Raw genomic sequence first — 20,483 nt, forward strand, 5'->3', positions numbered from 1 at the left:
TTTGCCCGGTCATAGTGGATAATGCGCTTGTCGTTCGGCGTATTCGGTTATGACAAGGCGGAACGTTCCCGCGCCATCACGTCCCGCAGCCAGTCGCAGCGCATTTCCGGCACGGCCAGCAGCAGTTGTTGTGTGTAGTCATCCAGCGGCGGCGAGAGCGTTTCCGTCACCGGCCCTTGTCGGACAATATGACCGTGACGCAACACCGCCACGGTGTCGGCCACTTCCCGCACTACGTGCAAATCATGGGTGATAAACAGATAAGCGACGCCGGTTTCCTGCTGGATCTGGCGCAGCAGCGCGAGTACCTCACGGGCGACCAGCGGGTCCAGCGCCGAGGTCGGTTCGTCGCAAACGATAAGCGATGGCTGCGCCGCCAGCGCGCGGGCAATACAGACCCGCTGTTTTTGGCCACCGGACAGCGCGGTAGGGTAACGCTGCGCCATCTCCGCCGGCAGCCCGACCTGATGCAACAAGTCGCTGACATGCGCACGCCGCGCAGCAGCGTCCAACTCGGTCAGGCACACCATTGCCCGCTCAATCTGCACGCCGACCGGTAAACGCGGGTTGAGCGCCGTATCCGGGTGCTGGTGAATCATCTGGATCGATTGCAGTTGAGTGCGATTGCGCTGCGCCAGTTTCGGCGGCAAGGCGTCGCCATTCAGCCGAATCTCGCCGCCCGCCGGTGCCAGCAGCCCGCACAGAGTACGCCCGAGCGTCGATTTGCCCGATCCAGACTCGCCGATCACCGCCAGCGTGCGCCCGCGTGCCAGTTGCAGCGATACATCCTGCAACACCGGTTGCTGCTGATAACGTGCGCCAAGGTGGCGGATATCCAGCAGGATGTCGTCGGTCGCCGGTTGCGGCACTTTAGGTTCGCCGCGTGCCTGTAACAGTTCTCGGGTGTATGTTTCAGTGGGGTTTTCCAACAGCGATGCCGTATCGCCGATTTCTACCTGGCGACCATGGCGCAACACCATGATGCGATGGCTGATTTGCGCCACCACCGCCAGATCGTGGCTGATATACAGCGCGGCCACGCCGGTCAAACGGATGATCTCGTCAATGGCATTGAGCACCCCGAGCTGGGTGGTGACGTCCAGCGCGGTGGTGGGTTCATCAAAAATGATCAGGTCGGGACCGGCGCACATCGCCATCGCGATCATCGCCCGCTGCAACTGCCCGCCGGATACCTGATGTGGATAACGCTGGAAGAAGGTTTGCGGTTCCGGCAACGACAATTGGGTAAACAGTTCGATTGCCCGTGCAATCGCCTGCTGGCGCGATAGCACACCGTGGCGCACCGCCGTTTCAATCACCTGCTCGCCGATGCGCTGCGCCGGGTTGAACGACGCACTGGCGGATTGCGCCACATAGGCGATGCGCGTACCACGCACCCGCCGTAGCTGCCGCTCCGATAACGCGGCCAGATCGCTGTTTTTATCGTCGTTCTGAAACCAGATATGCCCGCTTTCGATACGCATACCGTGACGACAGTGACCAAGAATCGCCTGGCCGATGGTTGACTTGCCCGCACCGGATTCACCAATCAAGCCCAGCACTTCCCCCTTATTAAGGGTAAAGTCGATGTCCTGCACCAATGCCCGACCACCTGCCGTCACGCATAACCGTTCAACCCGCAGCAACTCACTCATGACGGCCTCCGCCAGTTACGCCCATCGCGGCTTAACAGCCAATCGGCCACCACATTGAGCGACACCGCCAGCAGGGCGATAGCCGCCCCCGGCACCAGCGCCGCCCACACGCCAAACAGAATGCCGTCTTTGTTGTCTCGCGCCAGCCCGCCCCAGTCAGCGGTCGGCGGCTGAATCCCCAGCCCGAGAAACGACAGCGCCGACAGGAACAGTAAAATGAAAATAAAACGCAGTGCGAACTCCGCCACCAGCGTATTGCGCGCATTCGGCAAAATCTCACGCCACAGGATCCACCCCATCGACTCGCCGCGCAGTCGCGCCACCTCGATAAACTCCTGCGTGGCGATATCCACTGCCAGCGCGCGCGATACCCGTAATACGCGGGTGGCTTCCAGCACCCCTAAAACCAGAATGATGATCACGGTGCTTTTCGGCAGCATCGCCAGTACCACCAACGCCAGAATCAGCGTCGGGATTGCCATCAACACATCGTTGACGCGTGAAATCAGTTGATCGACCCAACCGCCGCATACTCCCGCCAGGAAGCCTAGCCCGGTGCCCAGCACAAACGCCAGCAGCGCCGCCAGCGCCGTCACGACTAACGACGTGCGGGTGCCCCAGATCAAACGGGAAAACAGGTCGCGCCCGATATTGTCGGTCCCGAGCCACGCCTGCGGCATCGGCCCCAGCCAGGCGCCGCCGACCACCTTATCGGCAGAATAAGGCGCAATCCAGGGCGCCAACAACGCTACGCCGATAAACAGGCTCAGCCCCAACAGGCCAAGCACCACGGAAGGTTTTACAGCAGGCATGTGCAAATATCCATTCGGTTGACGGCTTTACCGCCGGGCATGACGCAAGCGGGGATTCGCCATCAGCGAGACCACATCCGCCAACAAATTCAGCAGGATGTAAATCGTCGCCAGCACCAGCGCGCAGCCTTGAATCACCGGCATATCACGTTTGCTGATGCTATCGACCATGTACTGCCCCAGCCCCGGGTAAACAAACACGCTTTCAACGATCACCACCCCGACCATCAGGTAGGCCAGGTTAAGCACGATAACGTTGATGATCGGCCCCCAGGCATTCGGCAGTACGTGGCGCAGCAGGATAGCCGAAGGCGACATTCCTTTCAGCAATGCCGTATCGACATAAGCGGCATTTTGCGCGCCTATCAGCGCTGCGCGAGTCATATTGCTCATGTGGCCCAACACCGCCAGCACCAGCGTCATGCACGGTAGCGCGATAGCCGTCAGATGGGCGCCAAGCGGCATATTGTCGCTGACGTTGCTGTTGCTCGGCAGCCAGAACAAGGTGATGGAAAAAATCAGAATCAATAAATAGCCGGAGAAAAATTCCGGCAAGGCCACCGCGACGCGGGTAAACAGGTTGAGTAGCCGGTCCAGCCAGCTACCCTGATAACGCACCGACAGAAAACCTATCAGCAGCGCCAGCGGCACCGCGACCACCGCCGTACACCCGGCCAGAAACAGCGTGTTTTCCAACCGGTACGCCAGCACCGGCGCAATCGCCTGACGGCTGGTAAAGCTCTGGCCGAAATCACCGCCGAGCACGCCCCACAACCAGCCGAGATAACGGGAAAACGCCGGTTGATCCAGCCCCAACTGCGCATTGAGCGCGCGTACGGCTTCCGGCGTCGCCGTCTGCCCGAGAATGGCGGTCGCAGCATTGCCCGGCAGCAGTTGGATACCGGCGAAAATCAACACCGATACCACCGCCACCATCGCCACCCCCGCCAGCAGACGCCGCAGAATCAGCATCAGCAGCGGGTAGCGGTCAGTCCATTGAGCAAGCCCCGTCCATCGGTGAAGAGTCGTCACATTACCTGCCTCAGGCCAGCCACACTTTTTCCGCTGCGCGGTTGCCGCTCAACGGGAAGCCCGGAATGGCATTCAGCCCTTTCACTTTGGTACTGCAGGCGTCGAGCGCATCAGCATACAGCGGGATGATTTCGCTGCTCTGATCCACCAGCATCACCTGAATATCATGGTAGATTTGGCGGCGTTTCTCTTCGTTCGCTTCGCCGCGTGCCGCACGTACCAGTTGGTCGAACGCATCATTCTTCCAGCCGGATTCGTTCCACGGCGCCTGGCTGGTGAACACCAGCGACAGCAGCGCATCGGCAGTCGGGCGTACCGACCAGTTAGAGGAAACAAACGGTTTTTTCATCCATACATTGTCCCAGAATGCATCATCCGGCACACGCTCCACATTCAGCGGGATACCGGCTTTCTGCGCCGACGCCTGATACAGTTGACCGGCATCTACCGCGCCGGGGAAACCGGCATCGGCGACGGACAACGTCAGCGGACCGCTGAATCCGGCTTTCTGCCAGTGCCATTTGGCTTTCTCCGGGTCGTACGGACGCTGGGGAATGTCTTTGGCGAAATAGCGGTTGGACGGGAAAATCGGGTTGTCGTTCGCCACGCTGGCGTAACCACCCAGCACGGTATCGATAATCTGCTGGCGATCGATGGCGTATTTCAGCGCCAGTCGGCCGTCTTCGTTGTTAAACGGCGCCACACTGCTCAAACCCGGGAAGGTAAAAATCTGGCTGTCGCGCGAACGCAGCAGTTGCAAGGTCGGCATGTTCTGAATGCGCCCGACGATACGCGGGTTCACGCGGTTGATAATGTGCGCCGACCCGCTCACCAACGCCGCCACCCGGGCGGTAGAGTCGTTCATCGCCAGCGTTTCGACCGAATCGACATGGCCGCGCGCGCTGTTCCAGTGATTCGGGTTGCGTTTCACCAACGTGCGCACACCCGGCTGGAAGCTCTCCAGAATAAAAGCGCCGGTGCCGATGCCTTTGTCGAAGTTCTCGTTTTCCGGGGTAATGGCGAAGTGTACGTCGCTCAGCAGCGCGACGAACTCCACGTTCGGCTCGCTCAGGCGGATAGTCACTTGATGGCTGTTGGTCGCATCCATCGCCACCACCGGGTCCAGATACCCTTTCACCGACGAGCTGGACTGCTCGCCGCGGTGATGGTTAAGCGAATAGATCACGTCTTTGGCGCTGAGCGTGCGGCCATCATGGAACTGCACGCCTTTACGGATATTCAACACCCAGGTTCGCCCGCCGTCCTTGCTGTCCCAGGATTCGGCCAGCGACGGCACCAGCTCGCCTTTTTCGTCCAGCTCCAGCAGGTTATTAAACAGTTGGGAGCCCACGAAATACATATAGGTTTCAAACCAAAACGCCGGGTCAAGACGGTCAGTGCTGGAGGCATTATCCACCCCGACAATCAGGTGACCGCCTTTTTTCGGTTGTTCGGCGGCCTCGGCGCCCCAGGCGGCGCTCAGCGGCCAGCCGGTAGCCGCCGCGGCAACGGACAAGGCGCAGGCACTTTTAATAAAATGACGACGATTCATGTTGTGTTCCCTTCGTGAGTGCTCATCCTGTACGGATGGATAATTATTATCGTTATAAAAATCACCGGCGGCGTTTACGCCTGACGGTTAAATGCCTGTGCCAGACGGGCGATGTGTTCCGGGCCGATGCCGCAGCAGCCGCCAACCAGCGATGCCCCCTGCGCCACCCACTCTTGCGCCCATTGCAGGTAGCCTTCCGGGTGTGTATCGGTGCGTAACCGGCTCAGCCCTTCGTTCGCACCGCGCTGATTATCTTCCGGCTCGAACGCGTTGGCGTACACGCCCACGCCAATCGCGGCAGGCTGCGCGTTCAGCGTCGCACGCGCCTGCGCCACCGCCGGCGCCATCACTTCCGGACGGCTACAGTTGAACAGCAGGTTAGCCGCACGCAGGCGAGCCGCCTCTTGCGCCGCAGCCGCCACGGTTTCGCCGGAGCGCAGGCGGGCGTGACCGTCGGCGTCCAATTCATCCTGCAAAGTGAATGACAGCCACAGCTCGCGCGGGTCATCCGCCAGCAGCTCACGCACCAGCGCCACTTCCGCCAGCGAGCTTTGGGTTTCCGCCAGCCACACGTCCACATAAGGAGTGAGGGCGTCGATCAACGTCGTCATAATCGGCGTCGCGGCGGCGGCGTTGAACAGATCCGGGCGATAAGAACCCAGCACCGGCGGCAGTGAACCGGCGACACGCACCGGGTGCGGTGCGGCATCCGCCGCCTGACGCGCCAGTTGCCCGGCCAACGCGGCCAACGCCTGACCACGCACGCTAAACTCCGCGTCGCCGATATGGAAAGGCACCACCGCATAGCTGTTGCTGGTAATCACCTGCGCACCGGCAGCAATAAAGCTGTCATGCACCTGACGCACATGTTGCGGTGATTCCATCAACGCCAGCGCCGACCACTCCGGCTGGCGGAAGGGCGCGCCAATGCGTGCCAGCTCACGTCCCATTCCCCCGTCCAGTATCAGAACGTTGTCTGCCATCGTCTTTCCTTAATCGCGTCATCGTATAAAAGAAATTTCACGCCACCATACAAAAACCCTATATGGATGTCTAGATGCCTTGATAGCTAAAGGCACAGACTGTCGTCAGGCCAGTGGCGGCGGACCCGCACCATACCCGGTCGTTTTTGTTCATTATTTACACAAGACTGATTTCTCTACGATGCTCAAATTTCCTTGAGCCAGGTCAATTTTGGCGCAATAAAACCGGGTCACCCCTCAGGCGAATTCAATATATAGTGTCTATCCTTTTACAAGAACCTACATATTGTGTTTATCCACAAAACCATCCACAGCCTCCGCACTCGTTGTCAGACGCGGTTTTCGCCTGTGGATAACCCCAACAAAGGAAACACACCGAGGAACAACATGAAACCAGTAGTGATTAAACGGGACGGATGTCAGGTACCTTTTGACGAAAACCGAATCAATGACGCAGTCATCAAAGCGGCGAAAGCCGCCAACGTGGATGACGCGGACTACTGTGCCACCGTCGCCGGCGCCGTCGCTCAGCAGATGCAGGGAAAAGCGCGTGTAGATATCCGCGAGATCCAAAATGCGGTGGAAAATCTGCTGATGTCCGGCAAATACAAGCAACTGGCGCGCACCTATATCGAATACCGCCACGACCGCGATGTCGCTCGCGAGCGTCAGGGGCGGTTGAATCAGGAAATCCGCGGGCTGGTGGAGCAGAGTAATGTTGCCCTGCTGAACGAGAACGCCAATAAAGACAGTAAAGTCATTCCCACCCAGCGCGACCTGCTGGCAGGGATTGTCGCCAAACATTACGCCAAACAGCATATTCTGCCGCGCGACGTGGTGCTGGCCCACGAACGCGGCGAGATTCATTACCACGACCTCGACTATTCGCCGTTCTTCCCGATGTTCAACTGTATGCTGATTGATCTCAACGGCATGTTGACGCAAGGTTTCAAGATGGGCAACGCGGAAATCGAGCCGCCGAAGTCTATCTCCACCGCCACGGCGGTCACCGCGCAGATCATCGCGCAAGTCGCCAGTCACATCTATGGCGGCACCACCATCAATCGGATTGATGAAATTCTGGCGCCGTTCGTTACCGCCAGCCACGAGAAACATTGCGCCGTGGCCCGCGAATGGCAGATCCCGGATGCCGAAAGCTACGCCCGCAGCCGTACCGAGAAAGAGTGCTACGACGCCTTCCAGTCGCTGGAGTATGAAGTCAACACCCTGCACACCGCCAACGGCCAGACGCCGTTCGTCACCTTTGGTTTCGGGCTGGGCACCAGTTGGCAGTCGCGGTTGATTCAGCAATCCATCCTGCGTAATCGCATCGCCGGGCTTGGCAAAAATCATAAGACGGCGGTGTTCCCGAAACTGGTGTTCGCCATCCGCGACGGCGTTAACCATAAACCGGGCGACGCGAATTACGACATCAAGCAACTGGCGCTGGAGTGTGCCAGTAAGCGCATGTACCCGGATATCCTCAATTACGATCAAGTAGTGGAAGTCACCGGTTCGTTTAAGACGCCGATGGGTTGCCGCAGTTTCCTTGGCGTGTATGAAGAAAACGGTGAGCAGATCCACGACGGCCGCAATAATTTGGGCGTCATCAGCCTTAACCTGCCGCGTATCGCGCTGGAAGCCCACGGCGATGAAGCGCGCTTCTGGCAATTGCTGGATCAGCGCCTGCTGCTGGCGAAAAAGGCGCTGATGACGCGTATCGCCCGGCTGGAAAATGTAAAAGCGCGCGTAGCGCCTATACTTTATATGGAAGGGGCCTGCGGAGTACGCCTGAAGGCGGACGACAATATCGCCGAGATTTTCAAGAACGGCCGCGCGTCCATTTCGCTGGGTTATATCGGGGTTCACGAAACCATCAACGCCTTGTTCAGCAATCAGGTTCATGTGTTTGATGATGACATCCTGCGGCAGAAAGCGGTGGCGATCGTTGCCCGTTTGAAAGCCGCCACCGAAAGCTGGAAGGAAGAAACGGGTTACGGTTTCAGCCTGTACAGTACGCCGAGCGAAAACCTGTGCGACCGTTTCTGCCGTCTGGATACTGCTGAATTCGGCGTCGTAGCCGGCGTTACCGACAAAGGTTACTACACCAACAGCTTCCATCTCGACGTGGAGAAAAAGGTCAATCCGTACCAGAAGATCGATTTTGAGGCCCCTTACCCGCCGCTGGCGAATGGCGGTTTTATCTGTTACGGCGAGTATCCCAATCTGCAGCACAACCTTAAGGCGCTGGAAGACGTGTGGGACTACAGCTACACCCGCGTTCCCTATTACGGCACCAATACGCCGATCGACGAGTGCTACGAGTGCGGCTATAACGGCGAGTTTACCTGCACCAGCAAAGGCTTCACCTGCCCGCAGTGCGGTAATCACGACGCTTCGCGCGTCTCGGTAACACGCCGGGTATGCGGCTATCTGGGCAGCCCGGATGCGCGTCCGTTCAACGCCGGTAAGCAGGAAGAGGTTAAACGCCGGATAAAACACCTTGCCAGTGGGCAACTGGGCTGACGGTCGATGCCGTGCGCATGTGTTGCACGGGCCTCATACACGACTGCGGCGTTAGGTTGATGCCGCCCTCAGGGCGGCCTTTTGGACGGTCATCGCTATGAACTACCATCAATACTACCCGGTGGATGTGGTCAATGGCCCGGGAACGCGCTGTACGCTGTTTGTGGCAGGCTGCGAGCACCAGTGCCGCGGCTGCTATAACCAGAGCACCTGGCGCCTGAACTCCGGGCACGCTTTCACGCCGGAAATGGAAGATCGCATCATCGCCGATCTGCAAAATACCGACCTGCCGCTGCAAGGCTTGTCGTTGTCGGGGGGCGACCCGCTGCATCCGCAAAATGTGCCTGATATTCTGCGGTTGGTACAACGGGTGCATGACGAATGTCCCGGTAAAGACATCTGGATGTGGACCGGCTACCGGCTGGATGAGCTGACGCCGGAACAGCACGACGTAGTAGGCTTGATCAACGTGCTGGTGGACGGCAAATTCGAACAGGATCTACGGGATTTGACGCTGGTATGGCGCGGTAGCCGCAACCAAGTGATTCACCACTTGCGGTGAAGACCGCCGGTCCGCTGTCACGGACCGGCGTAGACAAACCGAGTGGCGCATTGCGCGCCACCGGCATTACAGCGCCTCCGCTACCGCATCACGGCGCCAGAGGTGCTTCTTGCCAAAACCCAGCGCGTTGTCGGTCATTTTCATTTCATTGAGCGACAGCTTCCAGACCGGCGCGCCGCTGCTGCGCGCGATGGGAAAGCGAACGTTATAACGGTTGCGAGCCTGAGCTTCTTCCTCACCGCTCAAGCGACGGATTTCTCCCAGAAACTGCACGCCCCGAATCAGCAACACACTCTTGGGTTGACCATTCACCGTGCCCGCGACCCGCGAACACCGCCGCATTATCTCGCCATGCCGGGTGTCCGGCTCCGTCATGAGATAAAAAGCGATCTGTTCATCATCAAACACATAAAAGCAGTTGGCGCACCATAAATCGTCATCATCGCTGGTACACAGCGTCAACACATGCAACTTCTTTAAATAGCGGGAAATGACTCCCAAGGTATTATCTGCTTCCACGGCCTCTCTCCGGGGGGAACGTCGTTAATCCTTGTCTGACCGGATAGTATCAGTCCCTGTCATCGCGAACTGCACATAATGCCACTTCCCGGGCAAAATAAAGACCTGCTGCGCCGGGATTTTGCCTGTAAAGAATAGAAAAAACGGATAACACCTTCACAGAAAGGGAAATTTTGGTGGTTTGACCAGTGTGCCGGGCTATCGGCGATAATCACTCAGTTGACTAAATCAGGGCACCGAACTTACTCAATTCTGTCACTGTTTGCGGTAAGCCCTGTCGAAGTAACGCATCCAGGTTCTCACCGACAGATTTGGGCGGTCTTTTCATGTTATGGCGCTGCTCATTTACGGCAGATAACACAAGTGCCTGATTCAAATCGAACAGGTCTGTCATGAAGTCATCCGGGTGTTGTGCTTCAATGCCGAAGTTATTGAGCGATGGCTGGGGAAAATCCTTCAGGTTAAACGTCACGATGATTTCAGCGTTACCGCGAACGGCGGCCGCAACCACATGACGATCATCAGGATCAGGAAGTACGATGCCTGGAATGAGCGGTTCGAACCCTGTAATCATCGCATCAGGAACCGCCTTATTCATCAGCTCGCTTGTCCGAGAGATTTGCTCCGGGGTTAAATCCGGTCTATTCGCCAGTAGATTGCGCTGCCATTCATCCTCGATGATAGCCGTCCATTTGGGCTGATACAGCCCCGTTAGCCCTAAGTGGATTAATAAATCACGTAGGAGAGATGGATAAATTACGCAAGCATCTAATACTACGGGATAAGGCGTGTGTGTCATTAGTAGAGTCCGAGCTCCTGACTATGGTCAGCCAATTCCTGCATTGCTCTACTGTTTTCATTATCCCGTTGGTGTTTATAGTCCATCAGGTTAGCGAAAAGCACGCGGCGGTGACGACCGGTTTTATGAAAAGGCAGCTTCCCATCTTCCAAAAGCTTCACCAGGTGAGGACGTGAAACATTCAGAATATTGGCTGCTTCCTGCGTTGTTAACTCAGCATGTACGGGAACAACCTGAACCGCATTACCCATGGCCAGCTCACCTAAAATCGACATCAGCAGCGTCAGTGACGACGTCGGTAATTCGATCTGGCGAGTGTTGTTATCTGCATCCTGAATCGAAATTTTTTGTGTTTCCATCTTCGTGGAGAGATAGGCAGCAAGCTCCCTTTGTCCACGCACAGCCGCCTCAATCTCCCCCGGTGCCGGAAGGCTCAGGCTATCAAGAATTGAGTTTGTCATTTTTGGGTATTCCATTTTCAGTGAGTTACTTTCAGTTTTCGATTAAGCGTTAATTTTCAGTTTACGATTTAGTGGGAACGGCAGCCGTTACGAGCAGATTATACGAAACAAACGAAATAAACGCAATAAACGAAAATTTGAGTTCGATAAACAGAGACTGGGGTCGCCGGTTTATCCCCGCTGGCGCAGTGCCTCCGCCGCCAGAGAAATCAAGGAGCTGATTGACCATTCGGTACAAACGGTGGATGCCGGGAATCGACTGGTGGAAAAAGCCGGAGCCTCGATTCAGGGGATTGAGGATGGCGTGCGCAAAGTGAGCGAACTGGTCGGCGAAATCAGCGTCGCCAGTCAGGAGCAGTCACTTGGCATCGAGCAGGTCAACATGGACATCAATAAGATGGAACAAACCACACTGCAAAACGCTTCGCCGATGAAAGGTCCTTCGTGGCCGGGCAGCGCTCGGCCACGAGGGTTTTCGTTATACTGATGCCATCATTACTTAAATCACGGTTCGATCTTCTCCGCCTTCATCGCTGCCGGCTGGTCGCCCGCCTGCGACGTGGCGGTCTTATCCATTCACCACCTCTTCCTGAGGCTGCAATTGTTTAAGCTGTTTCATCGACTTCTGGCTATAGAACAGTTTCACCATCTCGCTGCGCGCTTTGACCGCCTGTGTCATGTCGTGTTGCTGATCCAGATTACCGAAAGTCAATCGATCGAAGGTGCCAATCAGGTACATGTAGAGTTGGTTCTGCCAGGCACTCAACGCACCAATGGCGCACTTGCCGCCGGCTATCGAGCGATAGAGCTGACGGAAAAACTGTTCAGTCTCTTGCCAGAACGACACATCAATAAAACTGAAGTCGCCGTCCGACTCTTGTTTAGGGCAACTGAGCCAAGCGGCTTTCACCGACTGACGCAGCAGTTGCTGAGCGTCGTGCGCCATTTGTAAGCCCAGCGGCAGGTAGTCGCGGACTTCCGGGGTGATATCTTTCCATACCGGGATACGGTGTTCATGCCAGCAACGCGCTTTCATGTTGTCCATATCGTAACCGAAACACCACAGCCCGACTTTATGACGCAGCGGCATACGCTGCTGGTTCAGGCTGACTACGCGAGCGGGCAAGGTTTGCCCCTGTGCATCCTGGGTGCCGGCAACCAGCCCCAGCCAATCTCGATAGGCAAGTCCGCCAGGCCGGCCTTTTAACGCCAGCAACATGCCGTCTTTATTCGACAGGCGGTAAGGCGTCAGCGGGTGCTGCCAGTGTGCGTACTGTACGCCATCATTTTGGGTGCGGTAGTGCGTCAGCAGATGTTCCGCACTATCGCCGCATACATCGCAGTGGCCGGATTCAGTATGGCTGAAATCGAGTTCGATACGGCACGGCATCCCCCAGAACGCGTGTAATGGGTGTGCATTTTCCGGCGTTACCTGCACATTGTCATTCTTGTCGGTACGGGTGGACGCCAACCAGGGGAACACGTCGGCACCACAACGCCCTCGTTCGCCGGGGGTAACGTTAGCCCACAGTTTGCGCCACAGCGACACCGGTTTTTGTGCATCGTAAGGCATCAACAGCGTGGTAATCGGGCCATCACCACGTACGCCGACACCGCCCGACGGCGCATTGATTTGTCGAGTGTAGAGCGCCAGCGCCGCACAATGCGGGCAGATGGCCCCCACGGCATCGCGTTTGGTGAAGTGATCTTTATTACGCTGGAGAGTATGACTGCCCGGCACATCGATCAGTAAACCGGAAATCGGACTATTGTCAGCCTTCAATGGCGAGAAACTCTGCATAAATGCCGGTTTTTCACCGCCAAACCGGAGCGCAGGCGCCAGGCCGTCGAGTGCTTTTAACCAGCCGTCACCTAATCCATCGCACCAGATAGTCTGCCAGCCGTCGTCATCCGGCGGCGAATACGCCGTTTGCAACAAGCCAATCAGTAACTGCCAAGCCGCGCCCTGAAAATCAGGCCGCGGACACGCCAGATCGATAATCCTATCGTCGGCCAGTTGCCGGAGAGAAATATGGGTACGGTGTCCGTCCGCACCCACTACGGGTAACCAGGGTGTGTCAATCAGTGAAAACATGAACCTACCTCTTCAGTAAGGCCTCATCCGTAAGGTCGTCATGATTCCTGTTATTGTTTTCTGCCCCGGCGCGGCCAGAGTTCGCGCCAGTAGCACCGATGTTTCCCGGTGGACAACTCTGCTGAAGCAGCAAAAAAAAACTGTAGAAAAACAGTCGCATTATTTTAAGGCTGTTAATCAACAGCTCTTGCGTACCGATAAGCTCGTCATGGCCAGAGGCAATAAATGATAAAGCACGTCATTTCCATTTCTGGAAAACGGCTGTGCGCGGCCCCAATAACGAAAACAAGGCCTGGACAACAATGCCAAATAGACTGCTTCGGACACGACATAGCTCATCGGCTGATGAGTGATTCACTATAAAGTATGGAAAATTAATATTCTGTGACAAGATAATTTTTATAAATAAAAAAGCGACTTATCTCCTCTCCAACTTTTGTTAGCTGAAAAATAATATTAAGAAATGAATATAATATGATTGTGATAATAATTATTTAAAAATATATCCCACGCCAGTGAGATAATTATTTGGGATATAACTCCAAAACAATTCGAGTCACAGAACGGCGGCACGTGAGCGACAAATCGGCAGGACCGCCATTCGCACCATCCCCCTAATCTGAGCTTTTCATGCCGTTCGTCGATCAACAAGTTGATTAGCTAAACCGTTTCTTCTATTTTAGCGAACAGTTTAACTATTCCGATGATTTAACTATCCCGATGATTTAACTATCCCGATGAAGAGTGTACTTATGTCTCACAAAGTATGGGTAATGGGGGATGCAGTGGTCGATCTCATCCCTGAAGGCGAAGAGCGCTATCTGAAATGCCCTGGCGGCGCTCCTGCCAACGTTGCGGTGGGCGTGGCCCGATTGAATGGACGCAGCGGCTTTATCGGCCGTGTCGGCGAGGATGCATTCGGTCATTTTCTGCGTGATGTATTAGCCCGCGAGCAGGTGGATATTCGCCACATGCAACCGGATGCGGAACACCGGACCTCCACTGTGGTGGTCAGTCTGGACGCACAAGGTGAACGCACCTTCACCTTCATGGTGCGCCCCAGCGCCGACCTGTTTCTGCAACCGTCTGATCTGCCTGAATTTCAACGCAGCGAATGGCTGCATCTCTGTTCCATCGCCCTGTCGTGCGAGCCCTCGCGCAGCACCGCGCTTGAAGCGGTACGCCGGATTCGTGCAGCGCAAGGGTGGGTGAGTTTTGACCCGAATATCCGCGCCGACTTGTGGAACAGCGAACAGGCGTTAAGAGACAGTCTGGACCAGGTCCTGGCGCTGGCAGACGTGGTGAAGCTGTCGGAAGAGGAGTTTCGTTTTCTCAGCGGCAGCGACGATATTCGCCAAGGCAGCAGCCGCCTGATGGCCCGCTACCCGATCAAACGGTTACTGATTACTCAGGGTGGCGACGGCGTCTGGCTGCATGACGGCAACCAGTTACGTCACTTTCTGGCGCACCGCGTCACACCGGTCGATACTACCGGTGCCGGCGATGCCTTTGTTGCCGGTATGTTGGCCGCGCTGGCCGGCTACGATAGCCTGTATCAGGTCGACGACTGGCAAACAGTGCTCACGCAGGCACAGCGCTGCGGTGCACTGGCAACCACCGCCAAAGGCGCGATGACGGCCCTGCCGTTTGCCCATCAACTCACCGCCGCGTCATAACCCCGCCAGACCTGTTCCCGCACGCCGTGCTTCGTCGTCGGGAACCGCTTTTGTCGTCACGATCACAGTTAGCACAGCAAGAACACAAAATTCCTTGCCAACGTCTGGTTCCGCCATTTAGCTTTCCCTGCATAACCGGTTTAGCAATTTAGCAAAACAAAAAAACCATCTTACCATCCAAGGGAAACCCAACATGATAAAGCCAGGTTATCTTGCCGCCGCCGTAGGACTCGCACTTTGCTCTCCTCAGGTCTTGGCAGCCCCTTCTGATAGCATTGAAGCGCGTCTGAACGCGCTGGAGCAGCGTTTGCAGCAGGCGGAACAACGTGCTAAACAAGCGGAAACCCGCGCCGACGCCGCCGAAAAACAAGCTAAACAACTGGCCGCCCGGACGACGCAGGTCGAGCAGAAAACCCAGCAGGTGGAACAAACCACCCAGCAGGTCGCCCAGCAAACGCAACAGGTCGCGGCGCGCGCCACACAAAACGAACAGCAGACCCAGCAAGTGGCATTGAAAACCGACGCGCTGGCCAACAAGCGCAACGTTGCCGACGGTTTTGAATTCCACGGTTACGCCCGTTCCGGCCTGGCTATCCATGACTCCGTGACCAGTTCAAAAGCGAACATCGGCCCCAGCATGACGCCGGCCGGCGAAACCGGCGGCCATATCGGCCGGCTGGGCAACGAAGACGACACCTATCTGGAACTGAAGCTGGAGCACCGCACCAAACTGGACAACGGCGCCACTACCCGCTTCAAGGTAATGATGGCGGACGGCCAGCGCAGCTATAACGACTGGACCGCCAGCACCAGCGATCTGAACGTGCGAGAAGCGTTCGTGGAGCTGGGCTCGCTGCCGACCTTCACCGGCGCCTTCAAAGACACCACGTTATGGGCGGGTAAACGCTTCGACCGCGATAACTTCGATATTCACTGGATCGATTCCGATGTGGTATTCCTGGCGGGCACCGGCGGCGGTATCTATGACGTAAAACCGGTGGACGGCTGGAAAACCAACTTATCCCTGTACGGCCGCAGCCTTGGCGAGATCACCACGCTGGATAATGAAATCCAGAACTACATCGTCACCAGTAATAACTTCGTCGGTCCGTTCCAGTTCATGCTGAGCGGCCTGCGGGCGCGCAACAACGACGTGAAGGAAAATATCGGACGCAACAACGGCAGCAATGTCACCAATACCAATGCCGGCGACACGGGTTATCATGCACTGGCCGCCTGGCACGGCGACAGCTTCTATGGCCTGCGCGACGGGACATCCAAAGTGGCGCTGCTGTACGGTCACGGCCTCGGCGGTGAAGTGAAATCCATCGGTTCCGACGGCAATCTGACTCAAAACGCCAATACCTGGCGTCTGGCGACCTACGGCACCACCGCGCTGAATAAAACCTGGAGCTTCGCCCCGGCGATTCTGGCGCAAACCAGTAAAGATCGTTACGTTCAGGGCGATGATTACCGCTGGGCCACCTTTAATGCGCGCTTCATTCAGGAAATCACGGAAAACTTCGCACTGGCGTACGAAGGCAGCTATCAATATATGAATCTGGACCCTCAGGGATACTTATCGCGTAATCAGGTCAGCGGCGGGTTCTACAAGCTGACTTTTGCCCCGACGTTCAAAGTGGGTGATATCTCCAATTTATTAAGCCGCCCGGAGCTGCGCGTATTCGCCAGTTACATGGATTGGGACAAGCGACTGGATAATTACGCCAGCGACGATGCGTTCGGCACCACGGGTTTCAAAGCCGGTGGAGCATGGACCTTCGGCGTCCAGATGGAAACCTGGTTTTAATGGTTAAAGCGGCTGTCACCGGCAACGCTTATGCCGCCGGTGACGGATCTGTTGATAAAAGAGGAACATTATGGATATTCGTGCCATTGCGGCATCTCTGCTCCCCTTGCTGGGCGGCCGGGAAAATATCGCCAGCGCCGCGCACTGCGCTACCCGCCTGCGGCTGGTGCTTAATGATGACAACCTAGCCGATAAAGCCGCCATCGAACGTGTCGAGGGTGTCAAAGGCTGTTTCCAGAACGCCGGTCAGATGCAGATTATTTTCGGCTCAGGGTTGGTAAACAAGGTCTACGCCGAATTCATCCAGGCCGCCGGGATCAGCGAAGCCAGCACCAGCGAGGCCGCCACGTTGGCGGCGCAAAAACTCAATCCGCTGCAACGCCTGGCCCGTTTGTTGTCGAACATTTTCGTGCCGATTATCCCGGCGATTGTGGCATCCGGCCTGTTGATGGGGTTGCTCGGCATGATCAAGACCTATGGCTGGGTCGATGCCGGCAGCGCCATTTTCATCATGCTGGACATGTTTAGCTCCGCGGCATTCATCATTTTGCCGATCCTGATCGGCTTTACCGCTGCGCGCGAATTCGGCGGCAACCCCTATCTGGGGGCGACGCTGGGCGGCATCCTGACTCACCCGGCGTTGACCAACGCCTGGGGGGTGGCCGGTGGTTTCAAAACCATGCATCTGTTCGGGCTGGAATTCGCCATGATCGGCTATCAGGGGACGGTATTCCCGGTACTGCTGGCGGTATGGTTCATGAGCCTGGTGGAGAAGCGGCTGCGCAAAGTGGTGCCAAACGCACTGGATATTATCGTTACGCCGTTCCTGACGGTGATCATTTCCGGCTTCGTCGCCATGCTGGTGATTGGGCCGGCAGGCCGCATGTTGGGCGATGGTATTTCCCTCGTACTGAGCACGCTGATTACTCACGCAGGCTGGCTGGCCGGGCTGTTGTTTGGCGGGTTGTATTCCGCCATCGTCATCACCGGCGTACACCACAGTTTCCACGCGATTGAAGCCGGATTGCTGGGCAACCCCTCCATCGGCGTCAACTTCCTGCTGCCGATTTGGGCGATGGCGAACGTGGCGCAGGGCGGTGCCTGTCTGGCGGTGTATTTCAAAACCCGTGATGCCAAAATCAGGGCCATCGCGGTGCCGTCGTCGTTATCCTGCCTGCTCGGTATTACCGAAGCGGCGATCTTCGGGATTAACCTACGCTTCATCAAGCCGTTCCTGGCCGGGCTGGCGGGCGGCGCGCTGGGCGGCGCCTGGGTCGTCGCCAATCAGGTCACTATGACGGCGGTCGGGCTGACGGGGATTCCAGGGCTCGCTATCGTGCAGGCAGGTTCTATCATGAACTATCTGATTGGTATGGTTGTCGCCTTTGGTGCCGCCTTCCTCATTTCCCTGTTGCTGAAATACAAAACGGATAACGCATAATGAAGGAAATCCATCTGATAAAACGCATGGCCTGCGCTCTGATGTCTGCCTCCTCGAAACAGGCATTCGATCCCCATCGGCCGCTGTGGCACCTGTCGCCGCAAGTCGGGTTGCTGAACGATCCCAACGGGTTCATCCAGCACAAGGGGCGTTACCATCTGTTTTATCAGTGGAACCCGCTCGCCTGCGCCCACGGCGCCAAATTCTGGGGACACTGGAGTTCGACCGATCTGGTGCACTGGCGTCATGAACCGGTGGCGCTGGTGCCGGCTGAAAGCTATGAAAGCCACGGCTGCTATTCCGGTTCCGCCGTGGTAGACAACGACACGCTGATGCTGGTGTATACCGGCAACGTGAAATATGACAACGGCTCACGCACCGCGTACCAATGCCTGGCGCAAGCCAATGAACATGGCGAATTCGATAAACTCGGCCCGGTATTGTCACTGCCGGAAGGGTATACCGGCCATGTCCGCGACCCCAAAGTCTGGCGTCATCAGGATAACTGGTACATGGTGCTGGGAGCCCAGGATCTGGATTTGCAGGGCAAAGTGCTGCTGTACCGGTCGGCTGACCTGCGGCAATGGCACTTGCTGGGAGAAATCGCCGGTTCACGGCTCAACGGCCTCGGCGATTTCGGTTACATGTGGGAATGCCCGGACCTGTTTACGCTGGAAAACCGCGAGGTGTTGATCTGTTGCCCGCAAGGGCTGTCGGCGGAAGAAGAGCGCTATCTGAACACGTATCAGTCCGGCTATTTCATCGGCTCGCTCGATTACGAGAACGGCCGTTTCACTCATCACGCCTTCCACGAATTGGATTTAGGCTTCGAATTCTACGCACCGCAGACCACGCAGAGCGAAGACGGCCGCCGGCTGCTGTTCGGCTGGATGGGCGTGCCGGATCAGAACGAGTTTTTCCAGCCGACGCTCACCCACGGCTGGATCCATACCATGACCTGCCCGCGTGAACTGACGCTGCGCGATGATCGGATCTACCAACAACCGGCGCGCGAACTGCAAAGCCTGCGTCATCTGGAACATCTGTGGCAGGGCGTTGCCGACTATGCGCCCGCCTTACCCGCCAGCAATGCCGAATTGATGATGGATACGCAAGGCGAATTTCAAATCAACTTTGCCGGTGTGATGGTGTTGTGCTGGGACGGAGAGCGCTTGACCCTGAGCCGCCGCAATCGGCGCACCAACGAGCCGGAGCACCGTTACTGGCATGACGGGCCGCTGTACCACCTGCAAATCCTGTGCGACCGCTCCAGCGTGGAAATTTTTATCAACCACGGGCAGGCGGTTATGTCATCGCGTTATTTCCCCACTTGCGATGCCATGATCAGTTTCAGCGGCTCCGGTCGTATCACGCTGCAACACTGGCTGTTAGCACCATGCGTGGTAGAATAAGACTCCTTTTCATGCCGTTAGCGGCACACTGATTTCTAAAGATATCACGGTGAAACCAACCAAACGCGTCACAATCAGCGACATCGCACGACTGGCAGGGGTATCCAAATCCACTGCCAGTCTGGTTCTCAATGGCCGCAGCAAAGAGTTCCGCGTTTCGGACGAAACCCGTGACCGGGTGCTGGCGCTGGCGCAACAACAACGCTACCAACCCAGCATTCATGCCCGTTCTCTGCGCTCCAGCCGCAGCAACACGCTGGGGCTGGTGGTACCGGAAATGACCAACTACGGTTTTGCGATGATCTCGCGCGAGCTGGAGTGTCTGTGCCGGGAAGCCGGATTACAGTTGCTGATCGCCTGTACCGACGAAAACGCCAGTCAGGAAATGATGGCGGTCAACAGTTTGATTCAACGTCAGGTAGACGGCCTGATCGTTGCTTCCAGTATGCTGAGCGACGCTGAATATCAGAAGATCAACCAGCAGTTGCCGGTCTTGCAATTCGACCGGGTCATCGGCGATTCCGACTTGCCGATGGTCGTTTCCGAGGCGGTGGAATCCACCGCTGCGCTGGTGGAAAACATCGCGCGGCGGCACCAGGACGAATTCTATTTTATCGGCGGGCCGTCCCGCATATCACCGACTCGCGACCGGCTGGCCGGTTTCCAGCTTGGGCTGGAGCGCGCGGGTGTTGAGTGCCGTCCGGAGTGGATCATCCACGGCAACTACCACTCCAGCGCCGGTTACGAAATGTTCGCCCAACTGTGCGCCAGTCTTGGCCGCCCGCCCCGCGCCTTATTTACCGCCGCTTGTGGTTTGCTGGAAGGGGTTTTGCGTTACCTGAATCAGCATAACCTGATGGATTGCGACATGCGGTTGTGCAGCTTCGACGATCACTATATGTTCGATTGCCTGACGATGAAAATCGATACCGTATCCCAGGATTGCGAGACACTGGCACGCAACAGCTTTGAGATGATCACGACGCTTATCGAAGGGCGGCCGCTGACAGAAAGCCGGATCTACGTCCCCACCCGTCCGCACTGGCGTCATCCCGACTCCCGAGCCTGAAGGCGACGGCGGCCACAAAATCTTGCGCATAAAAAAACCACCGCCAAGGCGGTGGTGAGGCTGTTGACAAACAGCCGGG

18 protein-coding genes are annotated in these 20,483 nt (G+C 56.9%); 9 read left to right on the forward strand and 9 right to left on the reverse strand.

Annotated features, from left to right (window positions below; genetic code table 11):
• Positions 1-47 precede the first annotated feature (47 nt).
• From FDP13_RS09880 to FDP13_RS09900, 5 genes are all read right to left on the reverse strand, one after another.
• Positions 48-1,655, reverse strand: coding sequence for an ABC transporter ATP-binding protein (locus FDP13_RS09880; RefSeq protein ID WP_143839340.1), 1,608 nt, complete (start codon positions 1,653-1,655; stop codon positions 48-50).
• On the reverse strand, positions 1,652-2,467 hold the full coding sequence (locus FDP13_RS09885) for an ABC transporter permease (protein WP_013316080.1): 816 nt from the start codon (positions 2,465-2,467) through the stop codon (positions 1,652-1,654). The genes FDP13_RS09880 and FDP13_RS09885 overlap by 4 nt, the downstream gene beginning before the upstream one ends.
• Before the next feature lie 27 nt (positions 2,468-2,494).
• Positions 2,495-3,439, reverse strand: a complete 945-nt coding sequence (locus tag FDP13_RS09890) for an ABC transporter permease (protein ID WP_015848055.1) — start codon at positions 3,437-3,439, stop codon at positions 2,495-2,497.
• 70 nt (positions 3,440-3,509) lie between these two features.
• On the reverse strand, positions 3,510-5,051 hold the full coding sequence (locus FDP13_RS09895; protein WP_143839341.1) for an ABC transporter substrate-binding protein: 1,542 nt from the start codon (positions 5,049-5,051) through the stop codon (positions 3,510-3,512).
• A 74-nt stretch (positions 5,052-5,125) separates the two neighbouring features.
• Positions 5,126-6,034, reverse strand: coding sequence for a homocysteine S-methyltransferase family protein (locus FDP13_RS09900; protein ID WP_143839342.1), 909 nt, complete (start codon positions 6,032-6,034; stop codon positions 5,126-5,128).
• 387 nt (positions 6,035-6,421) lie between these two features.
• Between FDP13_RS09900 and nrdD the strand changes: the two genes are divergently transcribed.
• Positions 6,422-8,560, forward strand: coding sequence for an anaerobic ribonucleoside-triphosphate reductase (gene nrdD, locus FDP13_RS09905; protein ID WP_143839343.1), 2,139 nt, complete (start codon positions 6,422-6,424; stop codon positions 8,558-8,560).
• 97 nt (positions 8,561-8,657) lie between these two features.
• Positions 8,658-9,122, forward strand: a complete 465-nt coding sequence (gene nrdG / locus FDP13_RS09910) for an anaerobic ribonucleoside-triphosphate reductase-activating protein (protein WP_015848059.1) — start codon at positions 8,658-8,660, stop codon at positions 9,120-9,122.
• Positions 9,123-9,188: 66 nt separating this feature from the next.
• Here the strand turns inward: nrdG and FDP13_RS09915 are convergent, their stop codons facing one another.
• From FDP13_RS09915 to FDP13_RS09925, 3 genes are all read right to left on the reverse strand, one after another.
• Positions 9,189-9,641 (reverse strand): YhbP family protein, encoded by a 453-nt coding sequence (locus tag FDP13_RS09915; RefSeq protein ID WP_143839344.1) that lies wholly within the window; start codon positions 9,639-9,641, stop codon positions 9,189-9,191.
• Between the two features lie 223 nt (positions 9,642-9,864).
• Positions 9,865-10,440, reverse strand: a complete 576-nt coding sequence (locus FDP13_RS09920) for a putative toxin-antitoxin system toxin component, PIN family (protein WP_143839345.1) — start codon at positions 10,438-10,440, stop codon at positions 9,865-9,867.
• Positions 10,440-10,901 (reverse strand): helix-turn-helix domain-containing protein, encoded by a 462-nt coding sequence (locus FDP13_RS09925; protein ID WP_143839346.1) that lies wholly within the window; start codon positions 10,899-10,901, stop codon positions 10,440-10,442. The genes FDP13_RS09920 and FDP13_RS09925 overlap by 1 nt, the downstream gene beginning before the upstream one ends.
• 157 nt (positions 10,902-11,058) lie before the next feature.
• Between FDP13_RS09925 and FDP13_RS09930 the strand changes: the two genes are divergently transcribed.
• Positions 11,059-11,388: a methyl-accepting chemotaxis protein gene (locus tag FDP13_RS09930; protein WP_255582088.1), complete on the forward strand. Its 330-nt coding sequence runs from the start codon at positions 11,059-11,061 to the stop codon at positions 11,386-11,388.
• Positions 11,389-11,469: 81 nt separating this feature from the next.
• Here FDP13_RS09930 and casA read toward each other — a convergent pair whose 3' ends face one another.
• Positions 11,470-12,996, reverse strand: coding sequence for a type I-E CRISPR-associated protein Cse1/CasA (gene casA, locus FDP13_RS09935; RefSeq protein WP_143839347.1), 1,527 nt, complete (start codon positions 12,994-12,996; stop codon positions 11,470-11,472).
• A gap of 40 nt (positions 12,997-13,036) precedes the next feature.
• Here casA and FDP13_RS09940 point away from each other — a divergent pair, with 40 nt between their 5' ends.
• From FDP13_RS09940 to FDP13_RS09965, 6 genes are all read left to right on the forward strand, one after another.
• On the forward strand, positions 13,037-13,225 hold the full coding sequence (locus tag FDP13_RS09940; protein ID WP_143839348.1) for a hypothetical protein: 189 nt from the start codon (positions 13,037-13,039) through the stop codon (positions 13,223-13,225).
• A 523-nt stretch (positions 13,226-13,748) separates the two neighbouring features.
• Entirely contained in the window at positions 13,749-14,672 is a 924-nt protein-coding gene (locus FDP13_RS09945; RefSeq protein ID WP_015848064.1) for an aminoimidazole riboside kinase, read from the forward strand.
• 193 nt (positions 14,673-14,865) lie between these two features.
• Positions 14,866-16,482, forward strand: coding sequence for a carbohydrate porin (locus tag FDP13_RS09950; RefSeq protein WP_015848065.1), 1,617 nt, complete (start codon positions 14,866-14,868; stop codon positions 16,480-16,482).
• A gap of 70 nt (positions 16,483-16,552) precedes the next feature.
• Positions 16,553-17,923, forward strand: coding sequence for a sucrose-specific PTS transporter subunit IIBC (locus FDP13_RS09955; RefSeq protein WP_015848066.1), 1,371 nt, complete (start codon positions 16,553-16,555; stop codon positions 17,921-17,923).
• Complete coding sequence (locus tag FDP13_RS09960) at positions 17,923-19,335, forward strand: sucrose-6-phosphate hydrolase (RefSeq protein ID WP_143839349.1); 1,413 nt, start codon at positions 17,923-17,925, stop codon at positions 19,333-19,335. Before FDP13_RS09955 ends, FDP13_RS09960 begins: the two co-directional genes overlap by 1 nt.
• Positions 19,336-19,384: 49 nt before the next feature.
• Positions 19,385-20,404: a substrate-binding domain-containing protein gene (locus tag FDP13_RS09965; protein WP_015848068.1), complete on the forward strand. Its 1,020-nt coding sequence runs from the start codon at positions 19,385-19,387 to the stop codon at positions 20,402-20,404.
• Positions 20,405-20,483: the final 79 nt, after the last annotated feature.

Origin of the sequence: Dickeya sp. ws52 (genome assembly GCF_007210685.1) — a bacterium.
Lineage (GTDB): Bacteria > Pseudomonadota > Gammaproteobacteria > Enterobacterales > Enterobacteriaceae > Dickeya > Dickeya chrysanthemi.